General features: G+C 41.1%; 19 protein-coding genes and 1 pseudogene. 11 read left to right on the forward strand and 9 right to left on the reverse strand.

Going from position 1 to position 20,915, the window contains the following annotated elements; translation table 11 throughout:
* Positions 1-19 precede the first annotated feature (19 nt).
* Positions 20-1,579 carry a sensor histidine kinase gene (locus V7K79_RS27105; protein WP_335052210.1) on the forward strand — a complete coding sequence of 520 codons (1,560 nt, stop codon included), beginning with the start codon at positions 20-22 and terminating at the stop codon, positions 1,577-1,579.
* Between the two features lie 390 nt (positions 1,580-1,969).
* Here V7K79_RS27105 and V7K79_RS27110 read toward each other — a convergent pair whose 3' ends face one another.
* The 4 genes from V7K79_RS27110 to V7K79_RS27125 all read right to left on the reverse strand — a co-directional run bounded on the left by V7K79_RS27110 (position 1,970) and on the right by V7K79_RS27125 (position 5,796).
* Positions 1,970-3,193 (reverse strand): M20 family metallopeptidase, encoded by a 1,224-nt coding sequence (locus tag V7K79_RS27110; protein WP_335052212.1) that lies wholly within the window; start codon positions 3,191-3,193, stop codon positions 1,970-1,972.
* Positions 3,194-3,427: 234 nt separating this feature from the next.
* Positions 3,428-4,174 (reverse strand): phycoerythrobilin:ferredoxin oxidoreductase, encoded by a 747-nt coding sequence (locus V7K79_RS27115; protein ID WP_335052213.1) that lies wholly within the window; start codon positions 4,172-4,174, stop codon positions 3,428-3,430.
* Positions 4,175-4,244: 70 nt separating this feature from the next.
* Complete coding sequence (locus V7K79_RS27120) at positions 4,245-4,979, reverse strand: 15,16-dihydrobiliverdin:ferredoxin oxidoreductase (RefSeq protein WP_335052215.1); 735 nt, start codon at positions 4,977-4,979, stop codon at positions 4,245-4,247.
* A 238-nt stretch (positions 4,980-5,217) separates the two neighbouring features.
* The gene (locus V7K79_RS27125; protein WP_335052217.1) at positions 5,218-5,796 is read right to left on the reverse strand and encodes a phycobiliprotein lyase; all 579 of its coding nucleotides are present in this window, start codon (positions 5,794-5,796) and stop codon (positions 5,218-5,220) included.
* Between the two features lie 115 nt (positions 5,797-5,911).
* On the opposite strand from V7K79_RS27125, the gene V7K79_RS27130 reads away from it, so the two are divergent.
* Positions 5,912-6,736: a pentapeptide repeat-containing protein gene (locus tag V7K79_RS27130; RefSeq protein WP_335052219.1), complete on the forward strand. Its 825-nt coding sequence runs from the start codon at positions 5,912-5,914 to the stop codon at positions 6,734-6,736.
* A 301-nt stretch (positions 6,737-7,037) separates the two neighbouring features.
* On the opposite strand, the gene V7K79_RS27135 is transcribed toward V7K79_RS27130, so the two are convergent.
* Both V7K79_RS27135 and V7K79_RS27140 read right to left on the reverse strand, forming a co-directional pair.
* Positions 7,038-7,238: a hypothetical protein gene (locus V7K79_RS27135; RefSeq protein ID WP_181932960.1), complete on the reverse strand. Its 201-nt coding sequence runs from the start codon at positions 7,236-7,238 to the stop codon at positions 7,038-7,040.
* A 153-nt stretch (positions 7,239-7,391) separates the two neighbouring features.
* The gene (locus V7K79_RS27140; RefSeq protein ID WP_335052222.1) at positions 7,392-8,054 is read right to left on the reverse strand and encodes a HEAT repeat domain-containing protein; all 663 of its coding nucleotides are present in this window, start codon (positions 8,052-8,054) and stop codon (positions 7,392-7,394) included.
* A gap of 156 nt (positions 8,055-8,210) precedes the next feature.
* Here V7K79_RS27140 and V7K79_RS27145 point away from each other — a divergent pair, with 156 nt between their 5' ends.
* From V7K79_RS27145 to V7K79_RS27175, 7 genes are all read left to right on the forward strand, one after another.
* On the forward strand, positions 8,211-8,792 hold the full coding sequence (locus tag V7K79_RS27145) for a phycobilisome protein (protein ID WP_335052224.1): 582 nt from the start codon (positions 8,211-8,213) through the stop codon (positions 8,790-8,792).
* Between the two features lie 448 nt (positions 8,793-9,240).
* On the forward strand, positions 9,241-10,104 hold the full coding sequence (locus tag V7K79_RS27150; protein ID WP_335052226.1) for a phycobilisome linker polypeptide: 864 nt from the start codon (positions 9,241-9,243) through the stop codon (positions 10,102-10,104).
* A 602-nt stretch (positions 10,105-10,706) separates the two neighbouring features.
* Complete coding sequence (locus tag V7K79_RS27155; protein ID WP_335052228.1) at positions 10,707-11,465, forward strand: phycobilisome rod-core linker polypeptide; 759 nt, start codon at positions 10,707-10,709, stop codon at positions 11,463-11,465.
* 239 nt (positions 11,466-11,704) lie between these two features.
* Positions 11,705-12,238, forward strand: a complete 534-nt coding sequence (locus tag V7K79_RS27160) for a phycobiliprotein lyase (protein WP_335052230.1) — start codon at positions 11,705-11,707, stop codon at positions 12,236-12,238.
* A gap of 91 nt (positions 12,239-12,329) precedes the next feature.
* Positions 12,330-12,971, forward strand: a complete 642-nt coding sequence (locus V7K79_RS27165; RefSeq protein WP_335052232.1) for a chromophore lyase CpcT/CpeT — start codon at positions 12,330-12,332, stop codon at positions 12,969-12,971.
* Complete coding sequence (locus V7K79_RS27170; RefSeq protein ID WP_335052234.1) at positions 12,955-13,293, forward strand: CpeR family transcriptional regulator; 339 nt, start codon at positions 12,955-12,957, stop codon at positions 13,291-13,293. The genes V7K79_RS27165 and V7K79_RS27170 overlap by 17 nt, the downstream gene beginning before the upstream one ends.
* A gap of 346 nt (positions 13,294-13,639) precedes the next feature.
* Positions 13,640-14,647, forward strand: coding sequence for a phycobilisome rod-core linker polypeptide (locus V7K79_RS27175; protein ID WP_335052236.1), 1,008 nt, complete (start codon positions 13,640-13,642; stop codon positions 14,645-14,647).
* Between the two features lie 152 nt (positions 14,648-14,799).
* Here V7K79_RS27175 and V7K79_RS27180 read toward each other — a convergent pair whose 3' ends face one another.
* On the reverse strand, positions 14,800-14,934 hold the full coding sequence (locus V7K79_RS27180; protein ID WP_335052238.1) for a hypothetical protein: 135 nt from the start codon (positions 14,932-14,934) through the stop codon (positions 14,800-14,802).
* A 77-nt stretch (positions 14,935-15,011) separates the two neighbouring features.
* Positions 15,012-16,307: pseudogene (locus V7K79_RS27185) on the reverse strand (IS4 family transposase); the annotation flags it as partial.
* A 595-nt stretch (positions 16,308-16,902) separates the two neighbouring features.
* On the opposite strand from V7K79_RS27185, the gene thrC reads away from it, so the two are divergent.
* The gene (gene thrC, locus V7K79_RS27190) at positions 16,903-18,213 is read left to right on the forward strand and encodes a threonine synthase (RefSeq protein ID WP_335052240.1); all 1,311 of its coding nucleotides are present in this window, start codon (positions 16,903-16,905) and stop codon (positions 18,211-18,213) included.
* A gap of 88 nt (positions 18,214-18,301) precedes the next feature.
* Positions 18,302-18,577: a ubiquitin-like small modifier protein 1 gene (locus V7K79_RS27195; protein ID WP_334916373.1), complete on the forward strand. Its 276-nt coding sequence runs from the start codon at positions 18,302-18,304 to the stop codon at positions 18,575-18,577.
* A 362-nt stretch (positions 18,578-18,939) separates the two neighbouring features.
* On the opposite strand, the gene V7K79_RS27200 is transcribed toward V7K79_RS27195, so the two are convergent.
* Complete coding sequence (locus V7K79_RS27200) at positions 18,940-20,607, reverse strand: iron uptake porin (protein WP_335052254.1); 1,668 nt, start codon at positions 20,605-20,607, stop codon at positions 18,940-18,942.
* Positions 20,608-20,915: the final 308 nt, after the last annotated feature.

Here is a 20,915-nt window from a genome sequence, read left to right on the forward strand (position 1 = left end):
AATTAAGGGGTGAAAGCCTGTGTACCAATGGATATTGCCAAGTCTGAGCGAAATCTTGGCTGAAAATCAATCAAGTGTGGCAGAATGTTCACCTGCTAAAGCAGAGCAGCAGTGGCGTGTCAGCCTCGCAGCGACAGAACATTTGCTATTAAATACTTTAGCAGACCCTTCAGTTGACACAACCCAAGGATTAGTCTTAGCTGCACCAGCACCTTTGTTTAGTCAACCAAAATTGACTCAAAGTCTACAAACAGTAACTTTTACAGCAAAACCATTTAACCCTTTGGCACTGATGCCATTTCAGATGCCAGATGCGATAGTGGCAGACTACGCCAACGCATCTATAAATGAAGACATTGCTCCCCATGATTCGGTACTTGCTTTACTACCTGCCGATCCTTTAGGTGCAGAACAGTTTTGCTTAGTTTTTACAGATAAATTTAGATTAGTCCTGGTTTTAGCAAGCCACAAAAACGGTAAAAAAACCTTTTCATTTTCTTTTGAGCCAGAGGTAGTGCAGCAAGCTTGGCGATCGCTAGGGGCACGGGTAATGTTGGCTAATCCAGAAATTTTTGCCCGTTTGGACGCATTAGTAGAACAGTATTCTCCGGTAGCTCCTGACTACCAAATGATGATGCAGTTTAGCCAGTTGTTGCTTCAGGAATTAACAGAACCAGAAGAGACTAAAGACTCTTTAGTAGAAACTGGGGAAGAAGCAAAAGAGCAGGGGGGCACAAAAGCAGGGGAGCAAGGGAGAAGAGCTTTCCCCAATGGTCAATCTGCAATACCTAATACTTATCCACGAGACGCTACGCGAACGCTCAGTACAAGTCCCCAATCCTCAAATCCTGATGTAGAATTGCTCCAAGCCTTCGCTCACGAAGTCCGCACACCTTTAACAACTATTCGCACCATGACTCGTCTGCTGTTAAAGCGGCGAGACTTAGATGCTAGCGTGATCAATCGCTTAAAAATTATCGATCACGAGTGTACTGAGCAAATTGACCGCATGGAATTGCTGTTTAAGGCCGCAGAATTGGAAACTACTGCCTCAGCAAAATCGTCAAAAACCCAACTAACGCCGATGTCTTTAGATCAAGTGTTGCAACAGAGCATTCCCCGTTGGGAACAAGCAGCGCATCGGCGGAACTTAACTTTAAATGTTGTTTTACCCCAGCAACTACCGACTGTGGTGAGCAATCCCACCATGCTGGATCAGGTTCTTACTGGTTTGATGGAAAATTTTACTCGCAGCTTACCTGCTGGCAGTCATATTCAAGTACAAGTTATCCCAGCTGGAGATCAACTGAAGTTACAATTATCGCCGCAATTAAGATGCAAAGATTCAAATAAAGCCGCAATACCAGCAACGCCACCAATTCGCAAGGCTCTAGGTCAACTTCTGATGTTCCAACCAGAAACAGGTACGATTAGTTTGAATATTGCTGCAACCAAGCATTTGTTTCAGGCGATCGGTGGCAAACTAATTGTCCGCCAGCGTCCACATTATGGGGAAGTAATGACGATTTTTCTGCCTTTAGAAGTTAGCAATAAACAGAAACCAGCAGTCATAAATTAGAGATATGAGTGAAAAAGTAATGTAGAGACGTAGCACTGCTAGTCTCTACAAGTTTTTAGGTAACGCATAATTGATTTCACTAAATATTTATTTATAACAACATCGGGGTAAAACAGACGCAGAGTAAAAATTAAGAGCGTATTACACTGGTGAAACGATATCGCGAAAAAAGTTATTTTTTGGCTTTAGAAGAATTAAACGACATCCACTCAAAAAAGGGACTAAGAAAGAGCTACCAGCGCTCAATGTAGCAAATTCTTTCAAAAAATCATCAACCCTCACTCTCTTTAATAAACCTACCCCAAACTCATGATCAGAAAAGGTTTTGAGGTTTTGGGTAGGTTTAAAAACCCTATTAAATCTTGTCGTGGGGAATAATTACCCTATTATTTAAGTTGAAGCAAAGTACTTTTCCACGCATCTAACAAATATTTCCACACCCATTGCCAAAGCGGTTTCGTCAAAATCAAACCGGGGATGATGATGGGGATATGCTAAGTCTTTCGTGGGGTTAGCAGAACCTAGAAAGAAATAACAACCAGGAACCTCTTCTAAGAAAAATGACATATCTTCAGCAGCCATAGTTTGGCATTCTGGCACAATCCCCACAGGAGTTTCTACAACTTCTTCTGCAACAGATCGCACTAGTTCTGCTATTTTTACATCATTAATTACTGGTGGATAAAGTGACCAATATTCTAAATCATAATTTGCACCATGACTCTGACAAATTCCAGCAATAATTTGCTCGACACGCTGGTTAAAAAAGTCTTTCAAATTAGGATTAAAATATCTGACAGTAGCACTCATTCTCGCTGTATCAGCAATTACATTACGCTTGGTTCCAGCGTGAAGTTCTCCCACTGTCACTACTGCTGAATCAATGGGATTAACATTCCGAGCGACAATGGTTTGCAAAGCATTAACGATTTGGGCAGCAACAACAACGGAATCAATAGTTTGATGGGGTAGTGCGCCGTGTCCACCTTTGCCCAAAATTGTGCAGTTAAAGCATTCCACAGCTGCCATTAATGCCCCAGCACGTACACCCACTGTTCCTAAAGGCAAATTATTCCACAAGTGCAAACCAATAATCGCGTCAACATCTGGATTTTTCAGAACTCCAGCTTCAATCATCGGCTTTGCGCCTCCTGGTGATTCTTCTGCTGGTTGAAAGATAATTTTTACGATACCGGAGAAGTCTTGACGATGCTGCTGGAGATAATAAGCTGTACCTAAAGCGATCGCTGTATGTCCATCATGTCCACAAGCGTGCATCACTCCATCATGCTGCGATTTGTACGGCACTTCGTTGAGTTCTTGGATTGGCAAAGCATCCATATCCGCGCGAATCGCTAAAACTTGGGGAGTCGTGAGTTTGTTGCCTTTGATGGTAGCAACAATGCCAGTTTGGGCAATGCCAGTTTGATGCTCAATTCCCCATTCTTGCAGCTTTTGTGATACAAATTCAGCAGTCAGTTTTTCTTGAAAACCCAACTCTGGTTGTTGATGCAATCGCCGCCGCCACTCTACTAATTGCGGTTGCAATGAGCGGATCGAAAGTCGAACGCGAGATAGATCGACAGAAGAGGGATTGGGAAAGGTGGAAACCATTATGAAGACAAACTAGTTTAAGTACAATTAATACCAATTTGAAAAAAGAATGCAACAAATATAGATAAGGCCTCTTTCCAACCTTTCCCAAGGCATCGGAAAAGGTGCGCCTCAGCTTATCATGTCACAAACATTTTTTGAATTGGTATAACTTAGATTGTTTTTCTAGTTTAACGTGACTTGAATGAGTCTTCAGTAACGAGGTACTTAGCACTGAGTACGCTCAAAGAGCCTCTAGTTAATAGTTGTTAATTTTCTCTCTAGGTCAAATAAAAATCCGTGGATATACTCTTCAGTCCATTCTCCACCATAGAAGCGTTTAAACATCCCTCGCGCTGGGTCTTTTTCAGCCCGATATCGTAAGTATCGCAGTTGGGCTTGCTGAATGGCTGCTAAATTCTGGGAATCTGTTATTGGTTCTGCCTGCTCTACAAAATCTAGATAAGCTTTCAAATAGTCTTTGAAAGCGGCAAACACCTGAGTTTCTACGACAGCCGTTTCTTGGGGACGAGTCCACAGAAAAGCGGGAGAGAAAAATGGCTGTGCTTCTGCTGGAAAATCTCCTCCCCAAGACAGATGTTGTTGGTGGGCGTGGAAAATGGGCAAAATTGGTTCAGTATATTTTGCCTGATATGCTGGATCATCCCGAAATAGGGGCTGCATATCCAAAGCAATTAGATGTCCTCCTGGCAATGTCACCAAATCTGCCCCAAAAAAGGGTAAATCGTAGTTGAGGCGAGGGAAAATCACAAAATTCAGTACTTGCAGCGAATTGCCACCCTGTACGTGAGCTGCCCGAATTTGCCGTAATTTTGCAGTTTGAAAGGCATAACTGGTAGTGACAACCTCTTCCTGGTTCTTTCCCTTGCCCACAACAGCACTCTTCTCCTCAAACCCAGTGGGGATAGGATAGGGCTGTAAATCCAAGCGCGATCGCATATAGGCGATCGCATAATCGAGAAATGGTTGATAGAGTGTCACGTCGCTTTGCTCCGAATTCACGCATTCAAAATTCAAAATTCAAAATTAATAATCCCTAATGCCCAATCGGTCATCTTTTGCTAGCACCGACTGCTAGGGGAACAGCATCTTCAAATAAGAATTCATGGAGAAAGCGCTCTGCCCATTCATGACCAAAGTAACTGCTAAACAAACCAGATGCTGGATCGCGGTCTGCACTATATTGGTCATAGTCTTTTTGGGCTTTGACAATCCGCTGGATATCTTCAGGGTCTTGGAGCGGTTCGGCATCTGCTAACATTTGCCAATACAAGTTTAAATAATCTTGAAAAGCTTCAAAGACTCGTGTTGCCACTGTTTGGGGATCTGTTTTGGCAAACAATAGGTATTTAGAAAAATACTGGTTGGCATCGTAAAACTTCATTTCTAAGTTTTGCGCCAAATCTGGGTATTTATTGTGGAGAGATTTTAGCGGAACTATATATTTTTTTTGGTAATCTTCATCTTGAAATAAAGGCTGGAAATCAAGCACAATAAGGTTTTTGACTTTCCCAAAAGATAAAAAATCAATCCCTAACAGAGGTAAATCGTAGTGATGACCGGGATAAATCACACTGTTAAAAATTTGAGCGCTTTCCCCAGCATCAATGTAGGTATAACGAATTTTCCGCAACTCTTGACATTGGTGAGACCAACTGCGAATAGTTGCTGGGTTTCTGCCGCGATCGCTAACTTTGAATTCCAAACCAGGAGGAATGAACCTACTTTGTAAATCAAACCGCTGAAATAGCTCTTTTTCTAAAAATTCCAGGAAAGGCTTATACATGGAGCATGATTTGTTAACCCTTGCATGAAAATAAGTGATGGCAATCATGCACGTCTCATTTATGAGAAACAAAGCAACATTCCTTAATGGGGATTGGGGATTGGGGATTGGGAATTGGGGATTGGGCATGAGGAAGAGGACAAGGGGACTCTTGAGAATTGGAGACAAGGAGAAAAACTTGTTGCAAGTTCTCACCTCTTGTCACCTTGTCACCAACTCCCCTGCTTCCCATTTCCCGTTAACGTCTAGCATGATTGCGACTGATCATTTGCTCCAAGACTTCTTGGGAAACACAGCGACGCTCGGAACAATAAGTCATTAAGTTGATTCCATTCATCATTCGCACGGTACTGACCCTAACACGAAAATCATCTGTAACAAACCAACAACGTTCCTGACCTTGATTATTATCATAGTCAGTATTAATCGTCAGCACTCCATCATCGGCAAACTGATATCGGCTGACAACCGGAATGCTCTCAACATAGCCTTGGTTGCGAATCAGTTTTCCAGAACGCCTTGTTTCGTTGGGAACATCAACTAAAATTGCAGCATTATCGGTATTCGGTAGCCTGGTATCTAAGTTAGCCTGCCATGCAAAGCTAGCACCGCTTGTTGCTTTACTAGGATCTATGCCTTGGGCTTTACAAACTTCTTGGACTCTCGGATCGTCCTTTTCCATAACTTTTATAATCAAATTTGACTCCCCCGACTCATCCGCCGCCGAGTCAAAATGATGAACGGAGCGTTCTGTAAACCATGTACCTTCACTTTTACGGAAGAAGTCGATCATTGTCAAAGGCGGTATTATATGCATCTGTTTTGAAACCTCGTTTGATTAAATTTTGGCTTTATTAATACTGAGTGATGAGATGAAGTCCCGATTTAGCTAAAGTGTAGAATAACTCCAAAAGTGATATTTTAATCAGCTGATGACAAATAGTGAAATTCAACTTATTACTAGCGATCGCCCCAGTCCAACTCCAGAAATCTTAACAGCCCTCAAAGCCGGAACCCCTGTGGATTCGATAGATTTGTACCAATTCAATCTAAAGGAAGTCGATTTACGACAAGCTAACTTGAGTAAAGCCAAGCTATTAGGAGCCGACCTCAGTGAGGTGGTATTAAGTAATGTTGATTTGAGTGGAGCAGATTTGCGAGGCGCTAATCTGCGAGGAGCGGATTTGAGTGGGGCTAATTTACAGGGAGCATATTTAAACCGTGCTGACCTCCAACAAGCAAATCTAAGTGGCGCAAATTTGCAAGAAGCCAAACTCCAAGTAGCGCGTTATGATTCACAAACGAAATGGCCCGAAGAATATAATTACAAAACTACTGGAGCAGTAGGTCCAGGTGCTAATCTCAATGGTGCTTTTCTCAATACAGCTTCTTTACAAAATGCAGATTTACAAGGTGCTAATCTGCGTGGAGCTTACCTAAGCGGTGCTGACTTAACAGGAGCCAATTTGCAAGGTGCTTCTTTGAGCGGTGCTGATTTGACAAAAGCTTATTTGACAGGGGCTTGCTTGCGAAATGCTCGATTGACTGGAGCCGATTTGCGGGATACAGACCTGCGAGCAACTGACTTGAGTAATGCAGAGATGGAGCATCTTCAAAGTATCGCTGGGGCAGATTTTACTCTTGCTCAAGGACTCACAGAAACAGCTAAAGCTATGCTTCGCAGCCGTCCACATTCAGAACTCGACGCTTGGAACGCTTATACCCGCACAACAACTCGTGAAAGTTTGAGTTCTTGACCGTACCGATTTGAGATTTGAGATTTGAGATGCAAGCCGTACTTCTTGTGAGCAAAATAAATCCAAAATCCAATTTGTGCTGACAACGCACTAAAGATGCGACCCAAAATCAAGAATTGTTTAATTATACCAATTTGAAAAAAGAATGCGACAAATACATACGGACATACCTTTGTTCTGTCTGGCTTTCTTAATTTTGAACTTTGTTAGCGCAGCGTTAGCGAGTCCGCGTTCGCTTTTAGCGTCTCGTAGAGAGCGTCATTTTGAATTTTGAATTGGTATTAGTTGTTCTGTAGTGAGTTTACAACGGCTGCCAGTTCTTTTTCAGGAGCGCTAAAAATGTCGCGTATCCTTCAGAAAAACCGGGCGGATCGGGTAGAAAATATTGTGGAAATTCTTTATACGATCGCCAAGGTTCCGAAGCATTATGCCGCAAATGTAACGCACATTCTGAGGAACCTGGTAGTCGCCAAGTCATTTGACCAGTTTGGATATCAGTCACAAATGCCTCCTCATCTAGAAAAAGTTGATTTTTTCTTCCAGATTTTGGCAGATTAACCGGATATTTTAGTCAAAATTTAAGGTAAAATAAAATATTTACTATTTATCCAATAAGTTTTCTCACAATAATTGCATTGCGGACAAACCCAAGCCGCTATTGTGGCAACAGGTCTTCTAAAGCAGCTCCAACAACTCGGTGATTCTCATCCTGTCTGAGTTGGTTGAGGGCTGCTTTGGCTTCTGGCTGATCAAATCGTTTGAGAGCATAGCTAACTCGCACACGCATCCGCCAAGATTCATCATTCACCAACATTAGTATTTGGGATAATGCCGCAGTATGTTGGCTAGAATTAGCCAGTAAGCCAAGTCCATCAACAGAAGATTCCCGAACTGTGAAATCCTCATCTTTTAAACCCTGAACGCATATATCAAATAGTTCTTCAGGGCAATCCATTTCAGCGATCGCAGCCAAAATACTCCGCCTAACTAGCCAGTGGTCATCCTGATAATATGCCAAAACTAGATGAGAAACTGCGACTCTGCCAAATAGCGATAAAGAATTTGCCGCCTCAGCCCGCACGTTGGGAGTCTCATCAAATTTCATAATTTGCATCAAAGCCGCAAAAGATTCCGCTGATTGTTGATTACCCAAACCCCTAGCCACAAAAGAACGCACTAAAAATTCTGAGTCATGAAGTTTACTCGTAAGCAGAGGAACTGCAACTTCTGATTCATAATCTTTGAGGGCAGCGATCGCCTTCAAACGATAGTGAAAATCTGGGTTCTTCAGTTCAGCTTGGATTTTATGGATTTCCATAAGTGCATTTGGTACAGCTATTCTTTATTTTAGGGCATTGGAAAAGAAGAGGCAGGAGGCAGAAGTTTTTGAATTTTGAATTGATTTTTCCCCCTTGTCCCCAGTACAATGCCCCATGCCTCATGCCCTATCCCCTATCCCCTATCCCCTAAATCGATGACTCAATTAAGCGAAACCGTAAAAGAATTAATCGCCAAAGCTAGAATTGTCAGCTTTGCTGAGTGGGAACAGTCCCATCCAAAAGCAGCGATCGCTATATTTCAAGCTGCGGATGATGCTTTTCGCTATTTAAGCGATGAAGATTTATTGCAGATTATAACCTTGTCACCGGATAATTCAGCCTTGATTCCTGTTGCTGTCTTATTACGCGATCGCGCAGCCGAAATCGTTGATGAATCTAGGGAACAAGTTTTGGCAACTTATCCCGAAATTATCCAGCCTGGAGGTGGTCTTTATCCACCTGAACGTGCCCAAGCTTGCTGGCGAGATTTTTGGCATTTTCTTCGCTGTATTACCTATGGCATCGCAGGTGGCCACGCTGAATATACAAATCCCCCAGGATTGCACTATATGAATTTGCTTTATCAGGAATTACAAGTTCCATTAGATGCAATGGTTTTAGGTTTAAAAAGCATCAAGGCTGCTAGTTTGAAACGCTGCCAAGGCGATCGCCAGCAAATTCTTGCTCCCTATTTTGACCATTTAATCAGCCAACTAGCTACTTTCCAAACTCGATAATAAGTTAAGTGGGCATGAATAATTAAAGGTTTGTAGTCAGAGTTCAGCCTTGACTAATAAACAATCTTAATTAATTTCACATTGGATAATGTAGTTGAATTTATTCTTGCCCACTTACCCTGATCAGCTTGTGTAACTCCGTACAATTAATACTCTGGCGCAAGGGAATGGAGTAGTACCATAATTTACATCCGAATCGCAAATCATACTTTAAAAAAAAGCTGATTTTTTTTTAAAGTATGATTTAACTTAATAAATTTTAATAAATATGGTTTCGGCATTGTATCACAATATCTAGAAGCAAACGATGCAAGAAATTGAAATCATCACGACTAATAAGGATTTAAAGTCTCTATGTCCCCTACTTTGTCACCATGATGTAAAGTTTTTTAACGTCTGCTGAATATTCTTCTCATAAAATTTAGTTGTTAAGTGGGAGATAGTTTGAATGGCTTTTGGACCAGCATCACGATTAGGGGTCGCTCTGTTTGAAGACACCGATCCGATTGATCTGTGGCCAAATCGCTCCAATGAGGATGTTGAAACCGTAATTAGAGCGGTCTACAAGCAAGTTCTAGGCAATGCTTATGTAATGGAAAGTGAGCGGCTTTCTGTTGCTGAATCCCAACTAAAACGGGGTGAAATTAGCGTTCGCGGGTTTGTGCGTCAAGTCGGGAAGTCGGAACTTTATCGTTCGCGGTTTTTTGATAGTACTCCTCGCTATCGGGCGATTGAATTAAATTTTAGACATTTCCTTGGTCGTGCGCCATTGGATTTAGAAGAAACGCGTACACACAGCACTATTCTGGATACAAAGGGCTTTGAAGGTGAAATTGATTCTTATCTAGACAGCGACGAATACCAAGAAACTTTTGGGGAAAACATTGTGCCTTATATTCGAGGCTACAAAACCGAAGCTATCGAGAGTTTGGTTCAGTTTACCCACTTCTTCCAACTGGTACGTGGTTCCTCTAGCAGCAGCCTGAAAGGTGACTTAGCTGGCAAACAACCAAAATTAAACAGTTTGCTAATTCAAAGTACGCCTACTCCTGTGGTTTCACCAGCCAGCAAAGGCGCTACATTCCGCAACCCAACATCTACTCCTCGCACTCGTCAGGGTGTGGGATCTGGTGATGATGGTAAGGTCTACCGGATTGAAGTTACTGGCTACAAGGCAAATGTGGTTAATAACATTTCCAAATATCGCCGCAGTAACCAAGTCTTTTTCGTACCATACAATAAGCTTTCACAAGAGTATCAGCGGATTCACCAACAGGGCGGTACGATCGCCAGTATTACCCCTGTAAACTAAAGAATAGAAATTGGGGATTAGAGATTAGGGATTGAAAAATAATTTCCCCTGTACTCACGCCATGTGCAACTTAATTTTGTTAAACCTTGATTCCATTGTGGGGTAGGCATCTTGCCATACCATAAAGGACGGACAAGATGTCCATCCCACAAGAATAAAAAAAGTCGCACATCGCGTTGTACTCAGTTTTTAGAATTTAATCCCAAGTGTCGCTCGTTCTGGGATTTACGCAAAACTACAGACGCTCAAAGGCAATATCTTGCGGCAAGCCGCTTCTGTGTAAGACGCTTTGCGTAGCTAGCCTCGATCTAGGATTATAACCCTAGAGCAACTTCCCTTAGCTGAAAATCATTCTTTTCGGTTATTTTTCACGTAAATCCCGATCGATCAAAATTTAGCTAAAGCGATCGCTAATCTAGGGTTTGATCAATTTTGTTGTCAGTTGCGATCTACGAAGACATGTAACACACTTTTACAAACTAAAGTTTTACAAAAGTTAGTCAGTAGCAAAAATAACTGACAAGCGATGGGAGATTCTACCTCTACAAGGGGTAGGATGCTCGGAAATTTAATTTAATTAGCGTTTTTCAGGAGATACTTCAATGTCACTTTGGGCTATTGATTCACCTATTGTTGAGCTGCGTCCGAACATTAGTGAAAGTGAATTACAAACACTGATTCGGGCAGTTTACAAACAGGTTTTGGGTAATGCTTACTTGTTGTCAAGTGAGCGATTAGCCACTGCTGAATCACAATTGCGCGATCGCATAATCAGCGTCCGCGAATTCGTCAACGCCGTTGCCAAATCAGAACTCTATCAATCCCTGTTTTTCAACTCTTCTTCTCAGTATCGGTTCATTGAACTGAACTTCAAACATTTACTAGGGCGTCCTCCTGCCGATCAAGCAGAGATTTCAGAACACGTCTGCATCTACAACGAACAGGGCTATGATGCTGAGATCGAATCCTATATCGATAGCAACGAATATCAGCAGAATTTTGGCGAAAATATTGTTCCTTATGTTCGTAGCACAAGCTCCCAAATCGGAATTAAGAATGTTACCTTTAACCGCACCTTTAGCTTAGTGAGAGGATTTGCTAGCAGTGATAGCGATCGCAAAGCCAAACTGATCGGTGATATCGGCTCCAATTTACCTACATCCATCAAAGCTCCCGTCGCTGGTTCTAGTGTCAGCAGCACCGACAAACGCTTTTTGATTAAGGTTGTCAAAGGTGCAGGTAATCGCCGTACTCATCTGGGCAACCTGGAATATGTAGTTAACTACAACCAATTGTCTGGACAAGTGCAAAATATTCATCGCACAGGCGGCAAAATTATCAGTATTACTGAAGTTGCTTAGATTTGTCTAAGTAGGAGACTGGGGATTGGGGACTGGGGAGAGAATAATAACTCTAAACTCCTAACTCCTAACTTTTGTACAGACGCGATTAATCGCGTCTCAGCACTCAGCACTCAGCACTCAGCACTCCTAAATGCAGTTGTATTGAAGGAGGCTAACATATAGACTAGGAGAATAACCTTTTTTTTAGCCAAGATATCTCTTGGATTTTAAGTTACTTTTTTAAAATCATTTTTCTAATGGAAATTACTGAATTTTTTGAACTTTCAATTGGACGATGGCGATCGCAGCGTAGCGCTCATCATTTAGCATTCGCTCACTTTGAAGAAGTATTATCTAATATTGACATTGAGTCTCTATCCAGCAACGATCCAGCAGTGCTAGCAATCTGTCAATTGTATGACACTGAACCCGCCAGTATAACTCATCCCTTTCGGATGACTTGGGAAGGTGAGTCAGACTGGGACGATAAAGCAATCTCTGGCAGTACTGTGCTAGTACCAATTCCCGATGCCGAAAATCCTTTTAGAGGCAAACTCCTGCGGGATAAAGGCTACGCTGAAACAATCCCAGCAGTGGCGAAATATCATCTGAGTGACGATGGTATTTTTACCCTGCTAACAGAGTATGAACTCGCTGCTGCTGAGGAGCGAATTTGGTTTGCTAACCCAAATCTGCGATTTCGGGTAGCGATGATTAAAACCAGTGATGGTAAAGGTGTGACAACAGCTTCCTTTTCTTCAGAGATTCGCTCTTTGTCAAGTTCAACTTAGCAATATCAAGTTAAAACATAAAAGGGTACAAGCTCCTAAATCTATTTATGGAGATTGTAATGTCTGAATTTTAAATTTGGAGCGAAGCGACGTGACGATAGCGCCCAGCGAATCTAGCACCAATGCTAGCGATTTGCTCACCTTAGCCTGTTGGATGGCAGGAGATTTTAGCAACTACAAGCAATCTTTTGCAAATCCACAACTTTACGCCCACATTCACATTTATTTTCGTCCTTTACCGATTGAATTTTTTTCTAGCATTGGTTTTTATTCTGAACAAGCTTACGATCACGATTTATGGACACCCTATCGTCAAGGAGTACATCGACTAGTCGATTGGGGTGATCGCATTTATATCGAAAATTACAGCTTGAAAGACCAGATGCTTTATGCAGGTGCAGCTCGTGAATTAGATATCCTCAAAACCATCACCCCAGAAAGCATCGAACGGCGTTATAACTGTTCAATGGTTTTCCAACGAGAAGGTGAAATGTTTCGAGGTAATGTAGAACCTGGCAATCAATGTTTGATTAAACGCAATGGATGCCAGACATATCTTGTTAGCGAAGTAGAAATAACCGAGCGTACTTGGATAAGTCTAGATAAAGGTTTGGACATTGCATCTCACGAGCAAATATGGGGATCTACTGCTGGCCCATTACAATTTGAAAAGCGAGAAAGTTTTGCTGAGGAATTACGTGCGGTGAGCGCCATAAATGTTGATTCAGCTTGAATCTATTGAAACCAAAATGTTGCCTCCACTGGCTGAAAAAAAGATGCGCTGCTGGATTCGCAGTCGCCACTTAATTTGTTCGGGTCACTTTTTTATCTTCGAGACATTAGAATATACAACGATTGAGAGATTTTCTGAATGCGTAGCTTCTTTAGGAGGAACAGTAATATCAGTTGACCCCATTAATAAAATCTGGATGGGCGATCATCGCCAAGTTATTTTATATCAGGCAAAAGCTAGTTTACATACACCTCATCATAATTTGAAACAATACTGGATAAAATACGGTGGTTTCTACACTAGATTTGATGAGCGTGTTTGAGAGTTAGTATCCTGTATAAATTTTTCTCACAGGCGTTTATACTCCAATTCAAAATTAAGTTTTCAATTTTAAATATTCCCCCAGGGGGTTGACGGCTAATTGTTAATGTCTAATTGCTAATTTCTGATTGTGATTAGCTGTTAGTTATTAACAGTTAGCCGTCTAAGTTTGTTAGAAAATGTAACTAAAAAACTCACCAAAACTTGATAAATTAATATCAATAACCAGTAATTAGTAAATCTTAAGTAGAGACTGTTAAGGCTTTGCTATTTAGTATTGCCACCATACTACAGAAATTTTATTTTTGCTTGATAAATTAGTTACTTTTACCCCCAATAACCTAACTATGCAAATTTTTTTAGACGAAGAAACCAGACGACGCCAATATCAAGCATTTCCCCAAACAGAACCCATTGAACTGTGGACTACCGCTTCAGTTGATGACATTGAAATTGTAATTCGGGCAGTTTATCGGCAAGTGTTGGGTAATGCCTACATCATGGAAAGTGAGCGGCTCGTAGTTCCAGAATCTCAACTCAAGCAAGGCATAATCGATGTGCGTGAGTTTGTGCGTCAAGTTGCCAAATCAGAATTGTATCGCTCTAGATTTTTTAATAACGTTTACCGCTACCGTGCAATTGAACTTAACTTTAAGCACCTGCTCGGCCGCGCTCCCGATGATTACTCTGAGACTAAACACCACAGTAACATTCTAGATGAGAAGGGTTTTGAGGCGGATATTGATTCTTATCTTGATAGCGATGAGTATTTAGATGCCTTTGGGGATAATATAGTGCCATATTACCGGGGTTACAAAACTCAAAACGGCAAAAAAATATTGGAATTTACCAATATGCTGCAACTGGCGCGGAGCAACTCTAGCAGTGACAAGAACCTAGCATCGAATAATGAACCTCAACTGGTGCGATCGCTAATTACCAACGCTCCTTACGGTAGACAGAAACTCACAGATATTAGTGCATTGCTGGCTGAAGTATTCAAGCCAAAGCCAGAAACTACTGCTCAAGTCAATCCGTTTATTGCAGCTCAGACAGCAGCCGAGCAAAGCTTGCAGCAAAAGATTAAAGAGCAAGAAAGCCAGATTGCAACTTTGCAACAACAACTAGCAGACTTACAACCCTTTGCCACCATCGGGACTACAAAATTTAGTAGTAGTTTGCAGTCTTCCAGTTCCGTGACCAGCACTAAAGAATATACATCTTTGCAACAGCAAGCTGACGCACAAAAAAAACAGATTGCAGCTTTGCAAGAGCAAATTGCTGATGCTCGACGGTCTGCCACAATTGGAGAAGCCCGGTTGAATAAGTGGCGCAGTCGCGTTTTTAATGGCTAATTTCTCTACTGTTTAGTTTTATCGGGTGAGTTAGGCAAGTTTAACTCACCCAGCCCTTTCAATAGGAATAAATGAACTACTTTGCTTTTGAGATTATCAAGAGCAATGTGCAAATTTGCTCGCCAGCTATTAAGAATGAGTTACGAAAAAATTTAGGCTCGTGGCTTGTGTGGTAACTGAAAACTGCTAGGAGCGACATCTTCTCCTATTGTCGTAATCCCAAAGATATCATCCCCGACAATATGTCTTGTCCACTTGCATTCATGCTCAACAGCGATCGCAAACATAAAATAGATTTGTTCGCAGCTGTGGGAGAAACCATCCGTGAAAGGTTAAGGTAATTGCACATTTGTCAAGAGGGTGCAGGAAAAGGAGATAAATCCAGCTTGGAGACTGGCAATCGTCTGGCTTTGACAACTCCTAAATCTTGATTTTCTAACGCAGCAAAGTACTTAATGGGGTCATCCGCCTTCCCTTTGTCGTAAGCAACACTAAAATGATACAAACCACGAAAAATCATTTCTAAAGAAATGCGGTCAAATGGTAGAGATAATTCATCGGCAACAGCATCTGCTAAATCAATTAAAACAGCATAAAATAACCAAGTTGCCCAGACTTGTAACTTGATACCATTAAGAGAACCAGTCCACAAATAAGACAGTGCCAATAAACGTTTAACTACATAAAAAGCCTCTTCAATTCTCCATCTTCTTCGATATAAATCAGCTACGACGTAGGGAGGTAGTATTTGTGGCTCGAGGATAGAAGTAATATAAGAATAGTTAGTTTTTCCAACTTTTATCTCGATGAAACGTCAAGTCAGTACTGGTGCGCCACCACGACCACTACCAAGTTGAATCAATTGGTCTTTAATAGAATGGTCATAGCTAAAAATCTTTATATATTTAATAGATGCTTTGGCTTTTAAACGAGTAATAAAATGGACTTCTTGATTAATCAGTTGTTGTAAAAATTGGAAATGATAGAAACCTCTGTCAAGTAAAATTAAAGTCTTAGCAGCGACTAAATTTAGTAATGCAGATTCAAAATTTGTGTCAGAAGCAGCAGGATTAGTGTGAAACCAAACTTCGACAGGTAAACGAGTAACTAAATCAATAACTGTACAAATCTTACCTGCGAGTTGACCTTTTTTCATGTCTTCCAGGCTTTTCAGCTTCCGAAATAGAGCTTCTAATGTAGACCCATCAGCTATCCATATTCGTTCAAAATTACAGAGTGCAAATTTAACACTATCTGGCAATGGTCGCTTAAGTCTTTGTTGCCAATTCCGTTGTAATTGAGGTAGTAAATCTTTAAAGACACGTTCAAATAATTCAGATGGGAAAACTAAAAATCTTTCGGAAAGTGATTGTTGTGCAACTTTGGTAACATCACACCATAAGAAACCTTCTCTTGCTAACAATCTATTTAACTCCTGAACGCCAGGAATTTGTCGCCACAATAACGTTAATACTGCTGCCACCATTAACGATAAATTCAGAATCCTGTCTCGACATCCTAACTGCTTATAATATTTTTGTTGAGCAAAAATAGCTGGGGTTAATAAAACTTCTAAATGTTTGGAGATCGCTTCATTATCTATAGTAGGAGTATTATGTCGGTGTGCGTGATCAGAGTTTTGTTTTGGTCGTTTTGGCATGGTGGTAAACCAAATTTTTCATTACCTCGTTTGATAATTGAATTTACCTAAGAATTCAGTCCACTTTTGACAAAGTTATTCTCTCGTTACAATACTGTTTCATATCCTATTTTAATTTGTGAAAGACCTTAAAGATAATGATAATCAAATAGAGGGGAGGAGGCGAGCGACGCTCGCCTCCTCCCCCTCTGCCCACACACGATTATCATTCTTATTAAGATTATTTTGAGTATTTTAGCTGATTGACAAAAGGCGCTTTATTCTAACCTCTCACGGATGAAAGTTAACTAAGCAATCTAAATCGCTTAAACAGGATATTAATTTTAAACAATGCAGTTTTGTCATAAATAATATGCTTTTTAAGCATATTATTTACGTGTTAATACTTAGAGACTAAAATAGTTTTATTTTTTTTATAACATTTAGTACATCTGTGTAAATACTAAAAATACAGACTACTAGTATCAAAGGTTTACAAAAACTATTCCTCTCAACACCAAACATACCCGACTAAAAATATCGGGTATGTTTGACTGGTATTTTTGCTCGTGTTAGTATCAGGCGACAGTGACAGACAAACAGGGAAAGCTAGTTTATGACTCAGGCAATCAAAACACAAACCCAAACCCAAAGCAGCACCGCCTACTTTCAAGCCTTAAAGTGCAAGGAATGTGGTGCGGAATATGAACTCAAAGCCAGTAATGTTTGTGAGTCATGTTTTGGCCCGTTAGAAGTTAAATATGATTACAACGCCCTACGTCTGACTGTCACTCGTGAAACAATTCAAGCTGGCCCCAATTCAATTTGGCGCTATCGTCCCTTTTTGCCTGTCGCAACTGACAATGTAATAGATGTGGGAACTGGTATGACTCCGTTGGTTCGTTCCCACCGTCTTGCTCGTCGTCTGGGTCTAAATAAGCTTTATATAAAAAATGATGCCGTGAATATGCCCACCCTGAGCTTTAAGGATCGGGTGGTGTCAGTCGCTTTATCCAGAGCGCGAGAGTTAGATTTCACTACTGTTTCTTGCGCTAGCACTGGTAATTTGGCAAATTCTACAGCTGCGATCGCAGCTCATGCCGGTTTAGACTGCTGTGTGTTCATCCCCGCAGATTTAGAAGCCGGTAAAATTATTGGTAGCTTGATCTACAGTCCCACCCTGATGGCCGTTAAGGGCAACTACGATCAAGTCAATCGTCTTTGTTCGGAAGTTGCAAATACACACGGTTGGGGTTTTGTCAATATTAATCTGCGTCCTTATTACTCTGAAGGTTCCAAGACGCTAGGCTTTGAAGTTGCAGAACAACTAGGCTGGGAACTACCTGATCATGTTGTTGCTCCTTTAGCATCTGGTTCGCTATTTACGAAAATTTATAAAGGGTTCCAAGAATTTGTCGAAGTTGGTTTAGTAGAAAATAAGAGCGTCCGTTTCAGTGGCGCTCAAGCTGAAGGTTGCTCACCTATCGCCCAAGCCTTCAAAGAAGGACGCGACTTTATTAAGCCAGTAAAACCGAATACAATTGCGAAATCGCTAGCGATCGGCAATCCAGCAGACGGTATTTATGCTGTGGAGCTAGCTCAGAAGACAGGTGGTAACATTGAATCAGTCAATGATGCCGAAATTATTGATGGTATCAAGCTGCTAGCAGAAACCGAAGGCATCTTCACAGAAACGGCTGGTGGTACAACCGTGGCCGTGCTGAAAAAACTGGTAGAAGCTGGCAAAATTGACCCAGACGAAACTACCGTGATTTACATCACTGGCAATGGTCTGAAAACCCAAGAAGCAATCCAAGGCTACGTTGGTGAACCCTTGACTATTGATGCTAAACTGGATAGTTTTGAACGTGCGCTAGAGCGATCGCGTACTTTGGATCGCTTGGAATGGCAACAAGTTCTCGTTTAGTTAGGAGTTATAAGTTATGAGTTTTTTATTCATGACTCCTAACTCTTAAATTGTATTTCTCACTTTTAACTCTTCACTTTGTACTTCTATGGCTGTAACAGTTTTAGTTCCTACAACTCTTCAAAATTTGACTAATAATCAAGCTAGTCTAGAATCCAACGGTAGCACCATTGCTGAATTGTTGGACTCCTTAGAACAAAGTTTTCCTGGTATTAAATCTCGGTTGTGCGATGAACAAGGCAAGTTACGTCGATTTGTAAATTTTTACGTTGATAGTGAAGATATCCGCTATCTAGATGGTATAAACACAGCCTTGAAAGATGGCGATGAAGTCAGTATTGTCCCTGCTGTTGCTGGTGGTTAATCCTGAAAACATCTACCTAGATTTAGCAAATAATGTGCATATAGGCTTGCCACGAATGGCAGGCTTATTTTTATAGTGTGACATGAGAAAGCAGAGGACACAGACGAGAGATAAAAAGTATCATTTAAAAACTAGTGGTTATACCGATTCTGTATGAAGATGTGCTAAACCATAAGTACAAAAAAGAAAAATGAAACGCAAAGGACGCATAGATACAAAGTGGCTTCCTACAGGGTAGGACATAAAGAAAGAAGTTAAAAGAGTTTGGCGCAGCCTCACAAAGAAATGATATAGTTATGAACGCTAGTTTACAGCGCATTCTGTGGGCAGCCGCACTAGCTTCTTATTATGTAAAAATAAAATTAAAAAGTAAAAGTACTCCGTAGAATGCCGATAGTAACTGAGTCATTATCTGGTGTGTTATCAGGCTGTATAAGATGAATTATGCCTGGTGTAATACTGATATTATCTGTTAGCTGGAAACGATAAAATGCCTCAATATGAGTGGTTGTACCTGGTTGTCCACCTGCACGTCCTAAACCTGTATTGATAAAATCAGGGACATTATTTCCTATCGGTAAATCGCTACTAGTGATTTTAGGAGGTTGACCGACATAAATTCCGCCTAAATTTCCTTTAGCAAATAAATCAGGAAAATTCAGAAACACCATATAATTTGTTGTTTCTACACTTCCTGATTGCCCAGGAATGTAAGATTTAGTATAACCACCCCACGCACCTGCGCTAATGTGTGGAGAAATTTGCCAAGTGAGAGTTGCACCTACAGCGTTAGTTTGTAAGGGTGCTGATTTACCGGTAGTGGTATTAACTGTAGTTAAGCATTCATCGCCAACAAAAGTTAGCAAACAACCATCTGAAGCGTAATTGTTAACGTAATATAAACTTAAATCTAAAGTATCAGTTGGTGTTAGCAGTAATTGGACACCTGTAGTAGTGTTTCCATCAAATAAACCGCTACCTTTACCAGGATTTCCTGGCTGATAACTACTATAAATTGCCTGTAAACTAGCGCGTTTAGTAAATTGCCAATCGATAGCTATACCGCCGTGACCGTATCCCATATTTAAAATTGGGTTTCTTTGGGCAAAATAAGATAATGACCCAGTTGCAGCGCTTTCTACCCGATTGGGGCCTCGGAAAGCGTATGGCATACTTACGCCTTCTGTTCCTACCATTACTGCTAATTTATCTGTCACCAGCCAATGAAAATTGAGATCGCTTACAATCAAGTTATCTGTAGGAAATTCGTAACCAAGTAAAACATTATTCCGAGAAACACTATTGGTAAATCTAGGTGAAGTTTTTCCTTTACCATCTAAAAGGCCTGTAAATAAATAACTACGGGGAGTGATTTGGCTAGTTAAATACAACTGCGCCAGGGATATAAGATTAATATTTGTTCCGGGATCATCTGTATCTTTTTGTCCATCTCTAGGATTAACATCACCACGATTGTTCGTTCGTCCTTGAATACCTACTATCAGTAGTCCACTGAGTTTAGTTGTTGTTGAGAATTGGTTAGCTTTAATTTCAGCAGTTTTGGCTTCTAAATTATCGACACGACCGCGCAAAGTTGCTAATTCCGGGGCAAATTCTGATTGTAATTTTTGTAATTTTGCTAAATCTTCGCGAGTGACTAAATCGCTGGTGGCTGTAGTGATTAATTCGTTGACTCTATCTAAACAAGCGTTTACACCCGCAGCAAATTCATACCGAGTTAAGGCGCGATTACCGCGATAGCTGCTATCTGGATAGCCAGCTATGCAACCATAACGTTCCACTAAAGACTGCAAGGCTTGGAATGCCCAATCGTTGGGTTGCACGTCTTTAAGTTGAGAAACCGATGTAACTTGGGCCATCGGTTCTTCTGGAGAAAGGGAAGGGGATGAGGGAATAATATTGTTGCCCTCAACTCCTATCTGCTGAGTAGTTTCTGTATTGATGTATTCTTGTGCTAATACTTTTTGTGCAACTCCATTGACTCCCGCAATTAGTAACCATGCGAGCATCCAGGTTTTGCGCTGACTGCGGCTAATAAATCTACCTTTCAATTTTTTACACTCTGCTCACATACTTAAGTGATGAGTGTATTCGCGATCATCTAGCGTTCACATGGGGACATTTACGGATTTTGCCCCAAATTAGACTTAATGCTTCTAGGCAACTTTTGAAAGGGCGAGTATAACAGGGTATTGGGTATTGGGGACTGGGGACTGGGGACTGGGTACTGGGGACTAGGTACTGGGGACTGGGGACTAGGTACTGGGTACTGGGGATTAAGAAAGAGTTTTCTTAATACCCAATCCCTAATCCCCAA

The sequence above is a fragment of the Nostoc sp. genome (assembly GCF_036917575.1).
Lineage (GTDB): Bacteria > Cyanobacteriota > Cyanobacteriia > Cyanobacteriales > Nostocaceae > Nostoc.